The 15773-nt window shown below is 66.6% G+C and carries 14 protein-coding genes; 3 read left to right on the top strand and 11 right to left on the bottom strand.

The features are described 5' to 3' along the window. Nucleotides 1-46: 46 nt before the first annotated feature. From HEP75_RS12730 to ndk, 4 genes are read right to left on the bottom strand one after another with little or no spacing between them, the layout of a single operon-like run. Complete coding sequence (locus HEP75_RS12730) at nt 47-910, bottom strand: RodZ domain-containing protein (RefSeq protein WP_185823778.1); 864 nt, start codon at nt 908-910, stop codon at nt 47-49. Then, nucleotides 907-1725, bottom strand: coding sequence for a type IV pilus biogenesis/stability protein PilW (locus tag HEP75_RS12735; RefSeq protein WP_255423851.1), 819 nt, complete (start codon nt 1723-1725; stop codon nt 907-909). The genes HEP75_RS12730 and HEP75_RS12735 overlap by 4 nt, the downstream gene beginning before the upstream one ends. Next, nucleotides 1712-2893: a 23S rRNA (adenine(2503)-C(2))-methyltransferase RlmN gene (gene rlmN / locus HEP75_RS12740; RefSeq protein WP_185826593.1), complete on the bottom strand. Its 1182-nt coding sequence runs from the start codon at nt 2891-2893 to the stop codon at nt 1712-1714. The genes HEP75_RS12735 and rlmN overlap by 14 nt, the downstream gene beginning before the upstream one ends. A 33-nt stretch (nt 2894-2926) precedes the next feature. Then, nucleotides 2927-3352, bottom strand: a complete 426-nt coding sequence (gene ndk / locus HEP75_RS12745; RefSeq protein WP_002812972.1) for a nucleoside-diphosphate kinase — start codon at nt 3350-3352, stop codon at nt 2927-2929. A 222-nt stretch (nt 3353-3574) separates the two neighbouring features. Here ndk and HEP75_RS12750 point away from each other — a divergent pair, with 222 nt between their 5' ends. The 3 genes from HEP75_RS12750 (at nt 3575) to HEP75_RS12760 (ending at nt 8006) form a co-directional block, all read left to right on the top strand. Continuing rightward, nucleotides 3575-4207: a TetR family transcriptional regulator gene (locus HEP75_RS12750; protein WP_185816303.1), complete on the top strand. Its 633-nt coding sequence runs from the start codon at nt 3575-3577 to the stop codon at nt 4205-4207. 59 nt (nt 4208-4266) lie between these two features. Beyond that, entirely contained in the window at nt 4267-6639 is a 2373-nt protein-coding gene (locus tag HEP75_RS12755) for a 3-hydroxyacyl-CoA dehydrogenase/enoyl-CoA hydratase family protein (RefSeq protein WP_185816302.1), read from the top strand. Between the two features lie 161 nt (nt 6640-6800). Further along, nucleotides 6801-8006 carry an acetyl-CoA C-acyltransferase gene (locus HEP75_RS12760; protein WP_185816301.1) on the top strand — a complete coding sequence of 402 codons (1206 nt, stop codon included), beginning with the start codon at nt 6801-6803 and terminating at the stop codon, nt 8004-8006. A gap of 124 nt (nt 8007-8130) precedes the next feature. Here the strand turns inward: HEP75_RS12760 and galU are convergent, their stop codons facing one another. The 7 genes from galU to rpsA all read right to left on the bottom strand — a co-directional run bounded on the left by galU (nt 8131) and on the right by rpsA (nt 15569). Further along, nucleotides 8131-9027 carry a UTP--glucose-1-phosphate uridylyltransferase GalU gene (gene galU / locus HEP75_RS12765; protein ID WP_185816300.1) on the bottom strand — a complete coding sequence of 299 codons (897 nt, stop codon included), beginning with the start codon at nt 9025-9027 and terminating at the stop codon, nt 8131-8133. Further along, on the bottom strand, nt 9027-10937 hold the full coding sequence (locus HEP75_RS12770) for a nucleoside-diphosphate sugar epimerase/dehydratase (protein ID WP_185823779.1): 1911 nt from the start codon (nt 10935-10937) through the stop codon (nt 9027-9029). Before HEP75_RS12770 ends, galU begins: the two co-directional genes overlap by 1 nt. Before the next feature lie 17 nt (nt 10938-10954). After that, nucleotides 10955-11926 carry a glycosyltransferase family 4 protein gene (locus HEP75_RS12775; RefSeq protein WP_185823780.1) on the bottom strand — a complete coding sequence of 324 codons (972 nt, stop codon included), beginning with the start codon at nt 11924-11926 and terminating at the stop codon, nt 10955-10957. Beyond that, nucleotides 11927-13108, bottom strand: coding sequence for a lipopolysaccharide assembly protein LapB (gene lapB / locus HEP75_RS12780; RefSeq protein ID WP_179564944.1), 1182 nt, complete (start codon nt 13106-13108; stop codon nt 11927-11929). It abuts the gene before it with no gap. Nucleotides 13109-13114: 6 nt separating this feature from the next. Continuing rightward, nucleotides 13115-13414: a lipopolysaccharide assembly protein LapA domain-containing protein gene (locus HEP75_RS12785; protein ID WP_185823781.1), complete on the bottom strand. Its 300-nt coding sequence runs from the start codon at nt 13412-13414 to the stop codon at nt 13115-13117. A gap of 91 nt (nt 13415-13505) precedes the next feature. After that, entirely contained in the window at nt 13506-13811 is a 306-nt protein-coding gene (locus HEP75_RS12790; RefSeq protein ID WP_179564946.1) for an integration host factor subunit beta, read from the bottom strand. A 78-nt stretch (nt 13812-13889) separates the two neighbouring features. Continuing rightward, a complete protein-coding gene (gene rpsA / locus HEP75_RS12795) occupies nt 13890-15569 on the bottom strand; it encodes a 30S ribosomal protein S1 (RefSeq protein ID WP_185816296.1) in 1680 nt (559 codons plus the stop codon). Nucleotides 15570-15773: the final 204 nt, after the last annotated feature.

Raw genomic sequence — 15773 nt, forward strand, 5'->3', positions numbered from 1 at the left:
GCAACGACGGGACATGGAATGTTGAGATTGAGGAACCGCGCCGCCGTCACTCGGACGCTGGCACCACGGAACCGTCAGAGGATACCGCAAAGCGGGCCACGTTCGCGCGCTTGTACGGAGTCAGATCCACGGTACTACCGGATTGCTGAACCTGGACCGCCGACGCATTGCCGAGCACGATGCGGCCCACTTGACCCGGCGCGTAGTCGCGCTTTTCGCCGGCTTTCAGCAGCGCCTTTTCCAGCGGCGTGCCGTCCGGGGCGATGATCTGCACCCAGCTGTCGCCCTGGAACGACAGGCTCAGGCCGGGCTTTTCCGCCTCGCTGGAGGCGCGCGGCAGCGGCGTCAGCGAGGCGATGTACGGCGCCGCAGGCGGCGCGGGGCGATTGCCCGACGCGGCGACCGGGGCCGGGGTGCCGCCGGCGCCGGCCGTCGCGGGCTGCGCGGCGTCGCCCGGAGTCGCCGGCACCACGTCCAGCGACGCGGTGCTCGGGCCGTCGTCGGCGAAATGGGTGCGGGTGGCGTACCAGACCGGCACTGCCAGTCCGGCGGTGATCACCACGTACACCATGCGCCGGGTCGCGCTCTCGAGCATCCGCCGCAGCGGCGGGGTATGCGTATGGCTGATCAGCTCCACCGGCTGCACCGGCGCGATCTGCGCGCTCTCCAGCAGTGGCCCCAGGTCCACCCCGAGCAGGCGCGCGTAGCTGCGCAGCTGTCCGCGCACGAACACCGGCGCGCCGAGGCTATGCCACTGCTCCGCTTCCAGCGCGCTGATCACGCGCACCGGCATGCGCAAGCGGCCACCGACCTCGTCGATGCTCAGGCCCGCCGCTTCGCGCGCTTCGCGGAGCTGTTGCCCGCAACCTTTGGCGCCGTCGAAAGCGTTCGGATTGGAATCACTGATCACAATGCACTAGCCCCGGGAGTCGTGGTCGCGGCATCGGGAAACTCCTTGCGCAACCGCTGTTGGTAACGGCCGGCAGCAGCCATGTCGCCCAGCCCTTGTTCAATCTGAATAGCAAGTTGTAACACGGATACCGTGGCCGGCGCAGCCGCCAGACGCCGTTCCGAGAAGGCCCGCGCCTCGAAAAAGCGCGCCTGCGCCGCTTCGTCGCGCGCCATCGCTTCCAGCGCGTAGGCATTGCCCGGCTCCAGCGCCAGCGCCTTGCGCAGGTCGCGTACGCCGCGCTCGCGCTGGCCGATCTGCAACGCGCAACCGCCGGCATTGGCCAGGGCCGACGCCGGCGTGGCGTAGCCCGGCGCTTGCAGCGCGCGATCGAACCACTGCAGCGCGTCGGCGGCGGCACCGTTCGCGCACAGCCAGGCGCCGTAGTTGTTCAAGGACTCGCCGCGGTTCGGCGCCAGTTCGGCGGCCTTGCGGTAATGCTCGCCGGCCGTGGCCGTATCGCCACGGCGGCCAGCGGCCACCGCCAGCAGCGTGTGCGCCTGCACCGAATCCGGAGCAAGCGCCAGCGCCTTGCGCGCATGTTCCTCGGCGCCGGCAAGATCGCCGCCGCTGAGCCGGTTGCCGGCCAGGCCAAGTTGTTCCTGCAGCGCGTAGCGCGCCTTGACCTCGCCGCTGTCGCGGAAGTCGTATTCCGGTGCCACCTGCTCGACGTTGCGCAGCTTGCCCGGCGTGGTGCCGTGCCCGGCGCACGCCGACAACGCCAGCAGTGCCGCAGCCAACGCAACGATGGAAAGAAAATGCTTAGGCCGCGGCATCCCGGTCCGCCTGGGTCTGCAACTGGCGCTGGAAGTCGGCCTGGCGCCGGGTGCGATCCAGCACCTGCCCCTTGAGCTGGCCGCAGGCCGCGTCGATGTCGTCGCCGCGCGTGCGCCGCACCATGGTCAGCACTTGCGCATCGAGCAGAATCTTCTGGAACGCGCGGATTTCCGTTTCGCCGGAGCGCTCGTAGCGCGTGCCCGGGAACGGATTGAACGGGATCAGATTGACCTTGCCGGCGTTCGAGGCCTGCACCGCGTTGTCGAACTGGCGCATCAGCCGCGCCAGCTGCCGCGCATGTTCGGGCTGGTCGTTGATGCCCTTCATCAGCGTGTATTCGAAGGTCACCGACTCGCGGCGCTTGTTGGCGCGCAGGTAGCGCGCGCACGCGGCCATCAGCTCGGCGACCGGGTATTTCTTGTTCAGCGGCACCAGCGTCTCGCGCAGCGCGTCGTCGGCCGCATGCAGCGAGACCGCCAGCGACACGTCGCTCTCGGTGGACAGGCGATCGATCATCGGCACCAGGCCGGAGGTCGACAGCGTGACCCGCTTGTTGGCCAGGCCGTAGCCCAGGTCGTCGCGCATCACGCTCATCGCGCGCACGACGTTGTCGAAATTCATCAGCGGCTCGCCCATGCCCATCATCACCACATTGGTGAGACGGCGCTGCTGGTGCGGCACGTTGCCCAGGTGCCGCGCCGCCACCCACACCTGGCCGATGATCTCGGCGGTGGACAGGTTGCGGTTGAAGCCCTGGGTGGCAGTGGAGCAGAACGTGCAATTGAGCGCGCAGCCGACCTGCGAGGACACGCACAGCGTGCCGCGGCTCTTGTCGGGGATGTACACGGTCTCGATCGCGTTCTTGCCGTCGGTGCCCATGGCCAGCAGCCACTTGTGGGTGCCGTCGGTGGAAGGCTTGTCGAACACGATGTTGGGGACGACGACCTCGGCATGCTGCTGCAGCTTGGCGCGCAGCGCCTTGCCGAGGTCGGTCATCAGGTCGAAGTCGGTGACGTAGCGATGGTGAATCCACTTCATCACCTGGTGGGCGCGGTAGCGCGCTTCGCCGAGCGTGTCGGCGAAGAAACGCTCCAGGCCCTCGCGATCGAGGTCGAGCAGATTCTGCTTGGTCGCGCCGCCGGTCCGGATCGGATCGGCGAGCGCCAACGGAGTGTGGACGACCTCGTTCACGATGACCTCTTAGCGCGAAACCACTTCGGTGGCGGCGAAGAAATACGCCACTTCGTTGGCGGCGTTCTCGACCGAGTCGGAACCGTGCGCGGCGTTGGCGTCGATCGAGTCGGCGAAATCGGCGCGGATGGTGCCCGGCGCGGCGTCCTTCGGGTTGGTGGCGCCGAGCAGGTCGCGGTGCGCGGCCACGGCGTTCTCGCCTTCCAGCGCCTGGATCATCACCGGGCCGGAGATCATGAACTCGACCAGCGCGTTGAAGAACGGACGCTCGCGGTGCACGGCGTAGAAGCCCTCGGCCTCGCGGCGCGACAGCTGCTTGTACTTGGCGGCCACGACCTTCAGGCCGGCCTTCTCGAAACGCGAATAGATCTCGCCGATGACGTTCTTGGCGACGGCATCGGGCTTGATGATGGACAGGGTGCGCTCCAGCGCCATGGGAATTTCTCCGTTGGGCGGGCCACTAGACTAGATGGCCCGAGGTTAGCATGAAAAAAACCCGCGTCAAAACGCGGGCTTAGCCAGAATTGCGATGGACAATTCTATCCAATCGCAGCGGGCTTTGCACGGCCGCCGGCTGAATCATGCTGCATTGCAACATGACGCGCCCGAGCGCCAGGCCTAGACTCAAACAATCGTTTGATTGATTCTGGCGGCCGCATGGCAAAGCAAGCGCACTTCTCGACCAAGGACCGCATCCTCAGCGCGGCCGAGGAACTGTTCGCCCAGCACGGCTTTTCCGGCACGTCGTTGCGCCAGGTCACCAGCCAGGCCGACGTCAACATCGCCGCGGTGAACTACCACTTCGGCTCCAAGGAAAATCTGGTCAACGAGGTGTTCCGGCGGCGCATGGACGAGATGACCGCCGCGCGCCTGTCGCAACTGGAAGCCGCGCAACGCCAGCATCCCGGCCAGCTCGGCCCGGTGCTGGCGGCGTTCGTGGAGCCGGCACTGGCGATGGCCCAGGACCGTCAGAGCGGCGGCGCCTTCGTGCGCGTGATCGCCCGTGCCTATGCCGAGAAGAACGACAGCCTGCGTCAGTTCCTGTCCGACCACTACGGCCACGTGCTGCGCGAGTTCGGCAAGGCCATCGCCGTCTGCGTGCCCGAGCTGAGCAAGGAAGAACTGTACTGGCGCCTGGACTTCCTGGCCGGCGCCCTGACCTATGCCATGGCCGACTTCGGCCTGATCAAGCGCCCCGCCGGCGTCAGCGAAGGCGCGCATCGCGCCCACGCCGCGCGCGAGCTCATCCGTTTCGCCGAGGCGGGCTTCCTGGCCCGCTCCGCGCCGTAATTGCGCAAGAACCGTTCTGTCCATATCCCGCAATCGTTGACCCACAGAGGCTGATCGCTATGTCCAACCCCCTGCTAGTCCGCCGTGCCGCCGTCCTGGGCGCGGGCGTGATGGGCGCGCAGATCGCTGCGCACCTGACCAACGCCGGCGTCGACACCGTCCTGTTCGACCTTCCCGCCAAGGACGGCCATCCCGACGGCATCGTGCTCAAGGCCATCGCCAACCTGACCAAGCTGAGCCCCGCCCCGCTCGCCAGCGCCACGCTGGCCGAGGCGATCACCCCGGCCAACTACGAATCGGGCCTGGAGCAGCTGCGCGGCTGCGACCTGATCATCGAAGCCATCGCCGAGCGCATGGACTGGAAACAGGACCTGTACAAGAAGATCGCCCCGTTCGTGGCCGATCACGCGGTGCTGGCCTCCAACACCTCCGGCCTGGGCATCAATGCGCTGTCCGACGTGCTGCCCGAGCAGCTGCGCCACCGCTTCTGCGGCGTGCATTTCTTCAACCCGCCGCGCTACATGCACCTGGCCGAGCTGATCCCGGCCAAGGGCACCGATGCGGCGGTGCTGGAAGGCCTGGAAGCGTTCCTGGTCACCACCCTGGGCAAGGGCGTGGTCTACGCCAAGGACACCCCGAACTTCATCGGCAACCGCATCGGCGTGTTCTCGATCCTGTCCACCATCCACCACACCGCGCAGTCCGGCCTGGGCTTCGACGAAGTGGACGCGCTGACCGGCCCGCTGGTCGGGCGGCCGAAGTCGGCGACCTACCGCACCTCCGACGTGGTCGGCCTTGACACCATGGCCCACGTCATCAAGACCATGGCCGACACCCTGCCCGACGATCCGTGGCACCAGTACTTCGCCTCGCCGAAGTGGCTGGACGCGCTGATCGCCAAGGGCGCGCTGGGCCAGAAGGTTGGCGCCGGCATCTTCCGCAAGGTCGGCAAGGACATCGTGGTGCTGGACCTGCAGAAGCAGGACTACCGCCCGGCCGACCGCAGCGCGGCGCCGGAAGTGGTCGAGATCCTGAAGATCAAGAACCCGGCGGAGAAGTTCGCCAAGCTGCGCGAGAGCCAGCACCCGCAGGCGCAGTTCCTGTGGGCGACGTTCCGCGACCTGTTCCACTACAGCGCCTACCACCTGGCCGACATCGCCGAAACCGCGCGCGACGTGGACCTGGCGATCCGCTGGGGCTACGGCTGGTCGCTGGGCCCGTTCGAGACCTGGCAGGCCGCCGGCTGGAAGCAGGTGGCGCAGTGGATCGCCGACGACATCGTGGCCGGCAAGGCCATGTCCAGCGCGCCGCTGCCGGACTGGGTGTTCGACGGCCGCGACGGCGTGCATGCCGCCGAAGGCAGCTACAGCCCGGCGCGCAACGCCAAGCTGCCGCGCTCGGCGCTGCCGGTGTACCAGCGCCAGCGCTTCCCCGATCCGCTGCTCGGCGAGAAGTTCGCACCGGGCGAGACCGTGTTCGAAAACGACGGCCTGCGCCTGTGGCACGACGGCGACGACATCGCCGTGGTCAGCTTCAAGACCAAGATGAACACCGTGTCCGACCAGGTGCTGGACGGCCTGCAGGAAGCGGTCGGCCGCGCCGAGAAGGACTTCAAGGGCCTGGTGCTCTGGCAGCACAAGGAACCCTTCTCCGCCGGTGCCGATCTGGCTGGCGCGCTGGGCCTGCTGCAGGCGGGCAAGGTCGATGCGTTCGAAGCGATGGTCGCCAACTTCCAGGCCACCAGCCAGCGCATCAAGTACTCGCTGGTGCCGGTGGTCGCGGCAGTGCGCGGCCTGGCCCTGGGCGGCGGCTGCGAATTCCAGATGCACAGCGCCAAGACCGTGGCGGCGCTGGAGAGCTACATCGGTCTGGTCGAGGCCGGCGTCGGCCTGCTGCCGGCCGGCGGCGGCCTGAAGGAGATCGCGGTGCGCGCCTCGCAGGCGGCCGGTCCGGGCGGCGACGTGTTCGCCGAACTGAAGAAGACCTTCGAGACCGTGGCGATGGCCAAGGTCTCCACCTCGGCGGTCAACGCCAAGGAACTGGGCCTGCTGCGCGGCACCGACAAGGTCGTGTTCAACAGCTACGAGGCGCTGTACATCGCCAAGGCCGAAGCGCGCGCGCTGGCCGACAGCGGCTACCGCCCGCCGCTGCCGGCACGCCGCATCCAGGTCGCCGGCGACGTCGGCATCGCCACCTTCAAGATGCTGCTGGTCAACATGCTGGAAGGCCGCTTCATCAGCGAGTACGACTACGAGATCGCCACCCGCATCGCCACCGTGCTGTGCGGCGGCGAAGTCGATCGCGGCGCGCTGGTGGACGAGGAATGGCTGCTCAAGCTCGAGCGCAAGCACTTCGTCGAACTGGCACAGCAGGAAAAGACCCAGGCGCGGATTGGGCACATGCTCAAGACGGGTAAGCCGTTGAGGAACTGAGATTCGGGATTGGGGATTGGGGATTCGCAACCGCGGCTCCCTATCCTCCAACGATTCCCTCCAACAATTCATCCGCCGGGCATAAGTACATTCGGGGCACCGGGATTCGCTTTGACGAATCCCCAATCCCGAATCCCCAATCCCGGCTTTCGGAGAAAGCCATGAGCAAACAGATCCAGGAAGCCTACATCGTCGCCGCCACCCGTACCCCGGTCGGCAAGGCGCCCAAGGGCGTGTTCCGCAATACCCGTCCGGACGACATGCTGGCGCACGTGCTGCGCGCGGTGGTCGCGCAGGCGCCGGGCATCGATCTCTCGCGCATCGACGATGCGATCATCGGCTGCGCGATGCCCGAGGGCGAGCAAGGCATGAATGTGGCGCGCATCGGCGTGCTGCTGGCCGGGCTGCCGAATTCGGTCGCCGGGCAGACCATCAACCGCTTCTGCTCTTCCGGCATCCAGGCCGTGGCATTGGCCGCGGACCAGATCCGCCTGGGCAACGCCGACCTGATGCTGGCCGGCGGCACCGAGTCGATGTCGATGGTGCCGATGATGGGCAACAAGGTCGCGCTGTCGCCGAGCGTGTTCGCCGACGATCACGTCGCCATCGCCTACGGCATGGGCATCACCGCCGAGAAGGTGGCCGAAGAGTGGAAGGTGTCGCGCGAGGACCAGGACGCGTTCGCGCTCGCCTCGCACCAGAAGGCCATCGCCGCGATCGCCGCCGGCGAATTCCGCGACGAGATCACCCCGTACGAAATCCTGTCGCACCAGCCCGACCTGGCCGGCAACGTCATCGCGCTGCGCAAGCGCCTGGTCGACACCGACGAAGGCCCGCGCCCGGACAGCTCGATCGAAGGCCTGGCCAAGCTGCGCCCGGTGTTCCGCAACGGCCAGTTCGGCGGCAGCGTGACTGCCGGCAACTCCTCGCAGATGAGCGACGGCGCCGGCGCGGTGCTGCTGGCCTCCGAGCAGGCGATCAAGGACTACGGGTTGACTCCCCTCGCCCGCTTCGTCAGCTTCTCGGTCGCCGGCGTGCGCCCGGAAGTGATGGGCATCGGCCCGATCGCGGCGATCCCCAAGGCACTCAAGCAGGCCGGGCTGAGCAAGGACCAGATCGACTGGATCGAACTCAACGAAGCCTTCGCCGCGCAGTCGCTGGCGGTGATCCGCGACAGCGGCCTGGATCCGTCCAAGGTCAATCCGCTCGGCGGCGCGATCGCGCTCGGCCATCCGCTCGGCGCCACCGGCGCGATCCGCACCGCCACGCTGGTGCACGGCCTGCGCCGCCGCCAGCAGAAGTACGGCATGGTCACCATGTGCATCGGCACCGGCATGGGTGCGGCGGGCATCATCGAAGCGCTCTGAACGCCTCGCCTAGACCACGAAAAAGGGCAGCCTAGGCTGCCCTTTTTCGTGCGCGGCGGTTTGCGCTGCCGAACCCCGTACGCGACGCGGCGGACCCGCGCGCTCCGGCAGCGTTGCCGCGTTTTTACTTGCTGCCGGCGTCCACGTCGGCCAAGGCGCGACGCATCATGTCCTGGGCCGGCTTGCTCAGCTTCTCGTGGTCCAGTGCATAGCGGATGGTCGCCTCGATCAGGCCGATATGAGTACCGCAGTCGAAGCGGGTCCCCTCGAAACGGTACGCATGCACCGGATCGCTCTCGATCAGCGCGGCGATCGCATCGGTCAGCTGGATCTCGCCGCCGGCGCCCGGCACGGTCTTTTCCAGCAGATCGAAGATCTTGGAACTGAGCACATAGCGGCCGACCACGGCCAGGTCGCTCGGCGCATCGGCCGGCTTGGGCTTCTCGACGATCGCGGTGATCTTGCCTTCGCTGCCGTCGAACGCCTCAGTGGCGACGATGCCGTAGCTGCCGGTGCTCTCGTGCGGTACGTCCTGCACCGCGATCACGCTGGCGCCGGAGCGCTCGGCCACGTCGGCCATCTGCGCCAGCGCGCCCGGACCGCGGTTCCAGATCAGATCGTCGGGCAGCAGCACCGCGAAGGGCTCATCGCCGATGATCGGCTTGGCGCACAGCACCGCATGGCCGAGGCCGAGCGCTTCGGCCTGGGTCACGAAGATCGCGCGCACGCCGTTGGGCAGCACATGGCGTACCAGTTCCAGCTGCTCGAGCTTGCCGGCGCGCTCGAGCTTCTGCTCCAACTCGTAGGCCTTGTCGAAGTAATCCGCAACCGCGTGCTTGTAGCGGTTGGTGACGAAGATCAGGGTGTCGCAACCGGCCTCGATCGCCTCGTCCACGGCGTACTGGATCAACGGCCGATCGATGATCGGCAGCATTTCCTTGGGCACCGTCTTGGTGGCGGGAAGGAAGCGGGTACCCAGACCTGCAACCGGAAAAACTGCTTTGCGGATTCTCTTGCTCATCAGAGCCTTCTGGCCTCGCGTGCGGGGAATGGGACGATTGTAGCGGAGCTATCCTGACCGGCTTGTTGTCGCAGCGGCGCGAATTCGGGCATGGTGGTGCGCAGCACTTTCTCGATCGCGTCGCTGTCGTATTCGGCCACCGCCGCGCGCAGCTGCTGCAGACCCTGCAACACGTTCTCGCGCGAGAAACTGCGCGCACCGGCTTCCAGGATCTTCGGATGCGAGGTGGGGCGATAGTTCTCGTCGGAATAGAACAAGGTCTCGTGCAGCTTCTCGCCCGGACGCAGCCCGGTGTAGACGATCGCGATGTCGCGCCCGGGCTGCTTGCCGGCCAGGCGGATCATCTGCTCGGCGAGCAGCCGGATCGGCACCGGCTCGCCCATGTCCAGCGTGTAGATCGCGCCGTGCGAGGCCGACGCGGCGGCCTGCACGATCAGCTGGCAGGCCTCGGGAATGGTCATGAAATAGCGGGTCACCTGCGGATCGGTCACGGTGACCGGGCCGCCCTGGCGGATCTGCTCGCGGAACAACGGCACCACGCTGCCGGCCGAATCCAGCACATTGCCGAAGCGCACGGTGACGAAGCGCGTGCCCACCGTCTGGTCGTCCAGCGACTGGCACACCATCTCCGCATAGCGCTTGGAGGCGCCGAGCACGTTGACCGGATTCACTGCCTTGTCGGTGGAGATGAACACGAAGGTCGACACCTTGGCCGCGACGCAGGCGCGGGCCACGTTCTCGGTGGCCAGCACGTTGTTGCGCACCGCCTCGCGGAACTGCCGCTCCAGCAGTGGCACCTGCTTGTAGGCCGCGGCATGGAACACCGCATCCGGCTCGGCGATGCGCATCGCATGGCGGGTCACGGCCGGATCGCCGCAGTCGCCGAGCACGCACTCGATCTCCAGATCGGGGAAGGTGCGATGCAGATCGGCATGGATGGTGATCAGCGCCAGTTCGTCGATCTCAAGCAGCACCACCTTGCGCGCGCCATGGCGCGCGCACTGCCGGCACAGCTCCGAACCGATCGACCCGCCGGCGCCGGTCACCATCACCGTACGCCCGGATAACCAGCCCTTGATCAGCTTCCAGTCCGGGGTCACCGGCTTGCGCCCGAGCAGGTCCTCGATCGCGACCTCCTTCAGTTCGCCCGGCAGAAAGTGGCCTTCGAGCACGTCGAGCAGGCGCGGCACGGTGCGGAACGGCAGCCCGGTGCTTTCGCAGATCGCCACCACCCGCTGCATGCCGGCCGCATCCAGCGACGGGATCGCGATGACCAGCAGCTTGGCCGCGGTTTCCTTGGCGATCGCGCCGGCTTCGTCGATCCGGCCAAGAATCGGCAGGCCCTGCAGCTTGGCCCCATGCAGATGGCCGGCGTCGTCGACGAAGCCGACCGGATGGTAGGCGCCGGACCGGCGCAGGTCGCGCACCAGCGCCTCGGCCGCACGGCCGGCGCCTACGATCAGCACGCGCCGCGCGGTCTCGTCCGAATGCGCGATCTGGTAGTCCTTCCACGCGCGGTACAGCAGTCGCGGCGCGCCGAGCAGCGCCGACAGCGCGAACGGATACACCATCAGCACCGACAGCGGAATGGAATCGAAGCGGCTGTATGCCAGCCCCAGCACGATCGCGACCAGCCCGTAGAAGCTGGCCTTGAAGATGTTCAGCAGATCCGGAACGCTGGCGAAGCGCCACAACCCGCGATACAGGCCCACCTTCCAGAACACCAGGCCCTGCGCCCCCAGCACGATGGCGGTGTTGAGGTTCCACAACGGCAAGGGGTGCTCGCCGGGCAGCATCGTGTAGCGCGCCGCATGCAGCAGCTGCCAGCAGATCCAGACGATCGCCAGATCGTGCACGACCACGGAGGCCTTGGGGAACAGCTCGGTAAAGCGGTCGCGAATCGAAAGCATCAGTTATCCATGAGAGTTCAGCGCAATCCCTTGCGTGAAGTCAGCCAAAGTGCGCTCGCCGATAGGTACCAGGCCAACGCCAACCCAACCTGCCCCCCGGTGCGCAACGTTCCACCGAACCAGGCGATTGTAATCGCGACAATGCTGAACAGGGCATAGGCGAAGGTCACAACCGTGTGGCTCCTGCCTGTATGTACCCAACGCTGGTAAAAATGTTGCGCATGCGGTTGCCACCAGCGTTCGCCGGCGAGCATGCGCGACAGCAGCGTGAAGCCTGCGTCGATGGCGAACGCGGATATTGGTATCAACAGCAACCATGGCGTGAGCTCGGTCGCAACATTGCCCAGCGCGAACAGCGCGGCGACCAGATACCCCAACGCGCCACTGCCGACGTCGCCAAGGAAGATACGCGCCCGCGGATAGTTGAACGGCAGGAAGCCGGCACAGGCCACGATCAGCACCCAGCACGGCCAGCGCAGCGGCGCGGGCAGCAACATGGCGAAACCCAGCGCCACCAGCATCGCCTGGCTGGTCGCCAAGCCGTTGATGCCGTCCATGAAGTTCCAGATGTTGATCAGCGAGATCGTCGCCAGCCAGGTCAACGCGGCCAGCCAGGGATTCTGGTGCAATCGGTAGACAAGTCCGGCCAGCAGCGTGGCGGCCAGCGCATGCACCAGCAGCCGCAGCGCGGCCGACAGCGGGCGGTGATCGTCCCACCAGCCGATGCCGGCGACCAGCACCAGTCCGCCAGCGAACGCCGCGATGGCCATGCCCTGCTGCGGCCACAGCGTCGCCGAATACGCGCAGGCCGCCAGCACCGCGGCGACGATCGCCACACCGCCGCCGCGCGGCGTCGCCACCGTATGGCTGCGCCGCTCGCCGGGCGCGTCCATCAGCTTGCGCTTGAGGGCATAGCGGCGCGACAACCAGGTCCCGACCGCGCTGAACGTCGCCAGCGCGGCGAGCAGCACCCACCCTGCCACCTGCATCTACACCACCGCGTAGTTGAGCAAGGGCTTGACCGTGCCCCACTCCTTGCAACTCGGGCATTGCCAGTGATGGGTGCGCGCGCCGAAGCCGCAGCGCGTGCAGCGGTAGCTGGGATTGCGCACCAGCAACTGGTCGGTGATGTGCTTCAGGTCCTGCAGGGTGGCGGTGGAATCGGCGCCCTCGGCCAGGGTCAGGTCGATCAACGCCGACTCACCGCGCACCGACGGCCGATCCTTCAGCTGCCGCCCGAGGTAGGCGCGCGCCGCAGACACGCCTTCCTGCGACTCCATCAGCCGGGTCAGCGCCAACACCGGGGCGATGCCGCGATAGTGCTCGGTCATTTCCGACAGGAAGGCGCGCGCGCCGCTGAGATCGTTGCCGCGGCGGCGATAGCAATCCATCAGCGCCGGCATGATCTCCGGCAGGTAGTCCGGATCGTGCCGCGCGGCACGTTCGAAGGCGCGGATCGCGGCCTCGTCGTTGCCGTCGTCCACATCGATGCGCCCTTCCAGGATGCCGGCGCGCACCGAGGTGGCGTCGGCCTGGTAGGCGCGCGCGATCGCCGAGCGCGCCAGCTCGGGCTTGCCGGATGCGCGGTAGCGGTCGGCCAGTTCGCATTCGAACTGCGCGATCAGCTTGCCCATCGGCTCGCCGGTCACGTCTTCGTAGCGGGTGGCGTTGTCGATCGCTTTTTCCCAGTCGCGCTCGGCTTGGTAGATGCCGATCAGGTGCTTGAGCGCCTGCGGCGCGCGCTGGTCGATCTGCGCCAGCTCGGTGAACACGGTCTCGGCCCGGTCCAGCAGGCCGGATTTCATGTAGTCCTCGCCCAGCGCCAGCAAGGCCTGCACGCGCTGCGGATCGCTGAGATCGGCGCGCTGCACCAGGCCTTGGTGCAGGCGGATCGCGCGGTCGACTTCACCGCGGCGGCGGAATAGGTGACCGAGCGCGACCTGGGTCTCGAAGGTTTCCTTGTCCAGCTCGGCGATGTGCAGGAACAGCTCGATCGCCTTGTCCGGCTCTTCGTTGAGCAGATAGTTCAGGCCGCGGAAATACGTGCTGGAAAGCCGGCTGACCTGCGTGTCGCCGTGGCGCTGGCCACCGCGGCGGCCGATCACCCATCCGCTCAGCGCCGCCAGCGGCAGGAACAGGAAGAACCAGAACCACTCGGTCAGGAAGTCCATCGAAGATCAGCGTCCGTCCACAGGCGGGGTATAGGTCGGTACCGGTACGACGACCGGCGCGGCAGCGGCGATCGCGGCCTTGTTGGCGCGGCGCAGCTTGGCGTACAGCGGGATCACCAACGTGGCCAGCACCAGCGCCGCGCCGATCACCACGCCGGCGAACAGCGAAACGATGATGGCGATACCGGAGGTGGTGTTGATGCCGGCGACACCGAAATTGATGACGATCTGCTGCGAATTCAGCGATCCGATGACCAGACCGGCCAGCAGGAACACCAGCAATATCAGCAGACGGGCAATTTTCATGAAGCTCTCCAGCGTCGGGAGACACTAGATTAGCCGAACAGGCGCAGGTTCCGGGAAAGTCCGGGACGCGAAGGCGCAGGCTCGGGGCGTATCAGGGCGTGTCGGACTCGACCGGAACGACGCCGCTGACGCGTTCGCGCAATTCCTTGCCGGGCTTGAAATGCGGCACGTGCTTGCCGGGAAGCGCGACGGACTCGCCGGTCTTGGGATTGCGTCCCAGGCGAGGCGGCCGGTAATGCAGGGAAAAACTGCCGAAACCGCGGATCTCGATGCGGTCTCCGCCGGACAGCGCGCTGCCCATCATTTCCAACAGCGATTTCACCGCCAGATCGACGTCGTCCGCCTTCAGATGCGCCTGCTTGCGCGCCAGGATTTCGATCAGTTCGGACTTGGTCATTCGGATTCGTGCGGTGGGGTCGCAACCCGGCACGGCCCGGATTAACCGGGCCGTGCCAGAAACGCTGCGTGTGGCGGATTACTCGGACTTGTTGCCGTTCAACTGCGCACGCAGCAGCGCGCCCAGCTGGGTGGTGCCGCCCGACGCGGACTGGTATTCCTCCAGCACTTCGCGCATTTCGGCATCGTCCTTGGCCTTGATCGACAGCTGCAGGGTGCGGCCCTTGCGGTCCATGCCCACGAACTTGGCTTCGATCTTGTCGCCGACCTTCAGGTGCTGGGTCGCATCGTCGACGCGCTCGTTGGCGATGTCGCGCGCGGCAACGTAGCCCTCGATGCCGTCGGCCAGGTCGATGGTGGCGCCCTTGGCGTCCACTTCACGCACCACGCCCTCGACCTTCGAACCCTTCGGATTGGCCGCCATGTACTGGCCGAACGGATCCTGCTCCAGCTGCTTGACGCCCAGGCTGATGCGCTCGCGCTCCGGATCCACCGCCAGCACCACGGCTTCCAGCGTGTCGCCCTTCTTGAAGTTGCGCACGATGTCTTCGCCGGTGGTGTTCCAGCTGATGTCCGACAGGTGCACCAGGCCGTCGATGCCGCCGTCCAGGCCGATGAAGATGCCGAAGTCGGTGATCGACTTGATCTGGCCGGACACCTTGTCGTTCTTCTTGTGGGTGGCCGCGAAGGTTTCCCACGGATTGGCGGCGACCTGCTTCATGCCCAGCGAGATGCGGCGACGCTCCTCGTCCACGTCCAGGACCATGACCTCGACCTCGTCGCCGACCTGCACGACCTTGGACGGGTTGACGTTCTTGTTGGTCCAATCCATTTCCGACACGTGCACCAGGCCTTCCACGCCCGGCTCGATCTCGACGAACGCGCCGTAATCGGTGACGTTGGAGACCTTGCCGTAGACGCGGCTGTTGGCCGGGTAACGACGCGCGATGTTGTCCCACGGATCCTCGCCCAGCTGCTTCAGACCCAGCGAAACGCGGTTGCGCTCGCGGTCGAACTTCAGCACGCGCACGTCAAGCTCGTCGCCGACGTTCACGACTTCGGACGGATGGCGCACGCGCTTCCAGGCCATGTCGGTGATGTGCAGCAGGCCGTCGATGCCGCCCAGGTCCACGAACGCGCCGTAATCGGTCAGGTTCTTGACCACGCCCTTCAGGATCGCGCCTTCCTGCAGCTTGTCCATCAGCTGCTCGCGCTCTTCCGAGTGCTCGCTCTCGACCACGGCACGACGCGAGACCACCACGTTGTTGCGCTTGCGGTCCAGCTTGATGAGCTTGAACTCCAGCTCCTTGCCTTCCAGGTAGGCCGGGTCGCGCACGGGGCGCACATCGACCAGCGAACCCGGCAGGAACGCGCGGACATCCTTGATGTCCACGGTGAAACCACCCTTGACCTTGCCGCTGATGCGGCCGGTGATGGTCTCGTTCTTTTCCAACGCTTCTTCCAGCTCGTCCCACACCATCGCGCGCTTGGCCTTCTCGCGCGACAACACGGTTTCGCCGAAGCCGTTCTCGAGCGAGTCGAGGGCGACCTTGACCAGGTCGCCTTCGGCGACGTCGATCTCGCCAGCGTCGTTACGGAACTGTTCGATCGGCACGATGCCTTCGGACTTCAGGCCGGCGTTGATCACCACCACGTCGCCGCGGACTTCCACGACGATACCGGTGACGATGGAGCCCGGCTTCAGCTTGGCCAGATTGGTTTGACTGGCTTCGAACAGTTCGGCAAATGATTCGGTCATTGAAATTACTCTCGTGGACACACGGACAGTGCGTTTCTTCTGGAAACGGCGAACTGCCCACCTGGTTAGTCGGCCCAAAACCGCGGCCGGGTGTGAAATGGGAAAAACCGCAGCGCGACATTGCGCGGCGGAGCGTGGAACAACGGTAGTGCGGCGTTACGTGTGAAGCGGATTGCGGATACATCGCCTGGATGCCACCGAAGC

Origin of the sequence: Xanthomonas sp. SI (genome assembly GCF_014236855.1) — a bacterium.
Taxonomy (GTDB): Bacteria; Pseudomonadota; Gammaproteobacteria; order Xanthomonadales; family Xanthomonadaceae; genus Xanthomonas_A.

Excerpts from the sequence above, each read along its gene's own strand:
- HEP75_RS12735 (WP_255423851.1), bottom strand. The coding sequence starts at position 1,725 with ATGCCGCGGCCTAAGCATTTTCTTTCCATCGTTGCGTTGGCTGCGGCA.
- ndk (WP_002812972.1), bottom strand. The coding sequence starts at position 3,352 with ATGGCGCTGGAGCGCACCCTGTCCATCATCAAGCCCGATGCCGTCGCC.
- HEP75_RS12750 (WP_185816303.1), top strand. The coding sequence starts at position 3,575 with ATGGCAAAGCAAGCGCACTTCTCGACCAAGGACCGCATCCTCAGCGCG.
- HEP75_RS12755 (WP_185816302.1), top strand. The coding sequence starts at position 4,267 with ATGTCCAACCCCCTGCTAGTCCGCCGTGCCGCCGTCCTGGGCGCGGGC.
- HEP75_RS12760 (WP_185816301.1), top strand. The coding sequence starts at position 6,801 with ATGAGCAAACAGATCCAGGAAGCCTACATCGTCGCCGCCACCCGTACC.
- galU (WP_185816300.1), bottom strand. The coding sequence starts at position 9,027 with ATGAGCAAGAGAATCCGCAAAGCAGTTTTTCCGGTTGCAGGTCTGGGT.
- HEP75_RS12770 (WP_185823779.1), bottom strand. The coding sequence starts at position 10,937 with ATGCTTTCGATTCGCGACCGCTTTACCGAGCTGTTCCCCAAGGCCTCC.
- HEP75_RS12775 (WP_185823780.1), bottom strand. The coding sequence starts at position 11,926 with ATGCAGGTGGCAGGGTGGGTGCTGCTCGCCGCGCTGGCGACGTTCAGC.
- lapB (WP_179564944.1), bottom strand. The coding sequence starts at position 13,108 with ATGGACTTCCTGACCGAGTGGTTCTGGTTCTTCCTGTTCCTGCCGCTG.
- HEP75_RS12785 (WP_185823781.1), bottom strand. The coding sequence starts at position 13,414 with ATGAAAATTGCCCGTCTGCTGATATTGCTGGTGTTCCTGCTGGCCGGT.
- HEP75_RS12790 (WP_179564946.1), bottom strand. The coding sequence starts at position 13,811 with ATGACCAAGTCCGAACTGATCGAAATCCTGGCGCGCAAGCAGGCGCAT.
- rpsA (WP_185816296.1), bottom strand. The coding sequence starts at position 15,569 with ATGACCGAATCATTTGCCGAACTGTTCGAAGCCAGTCAAACCAATCTG.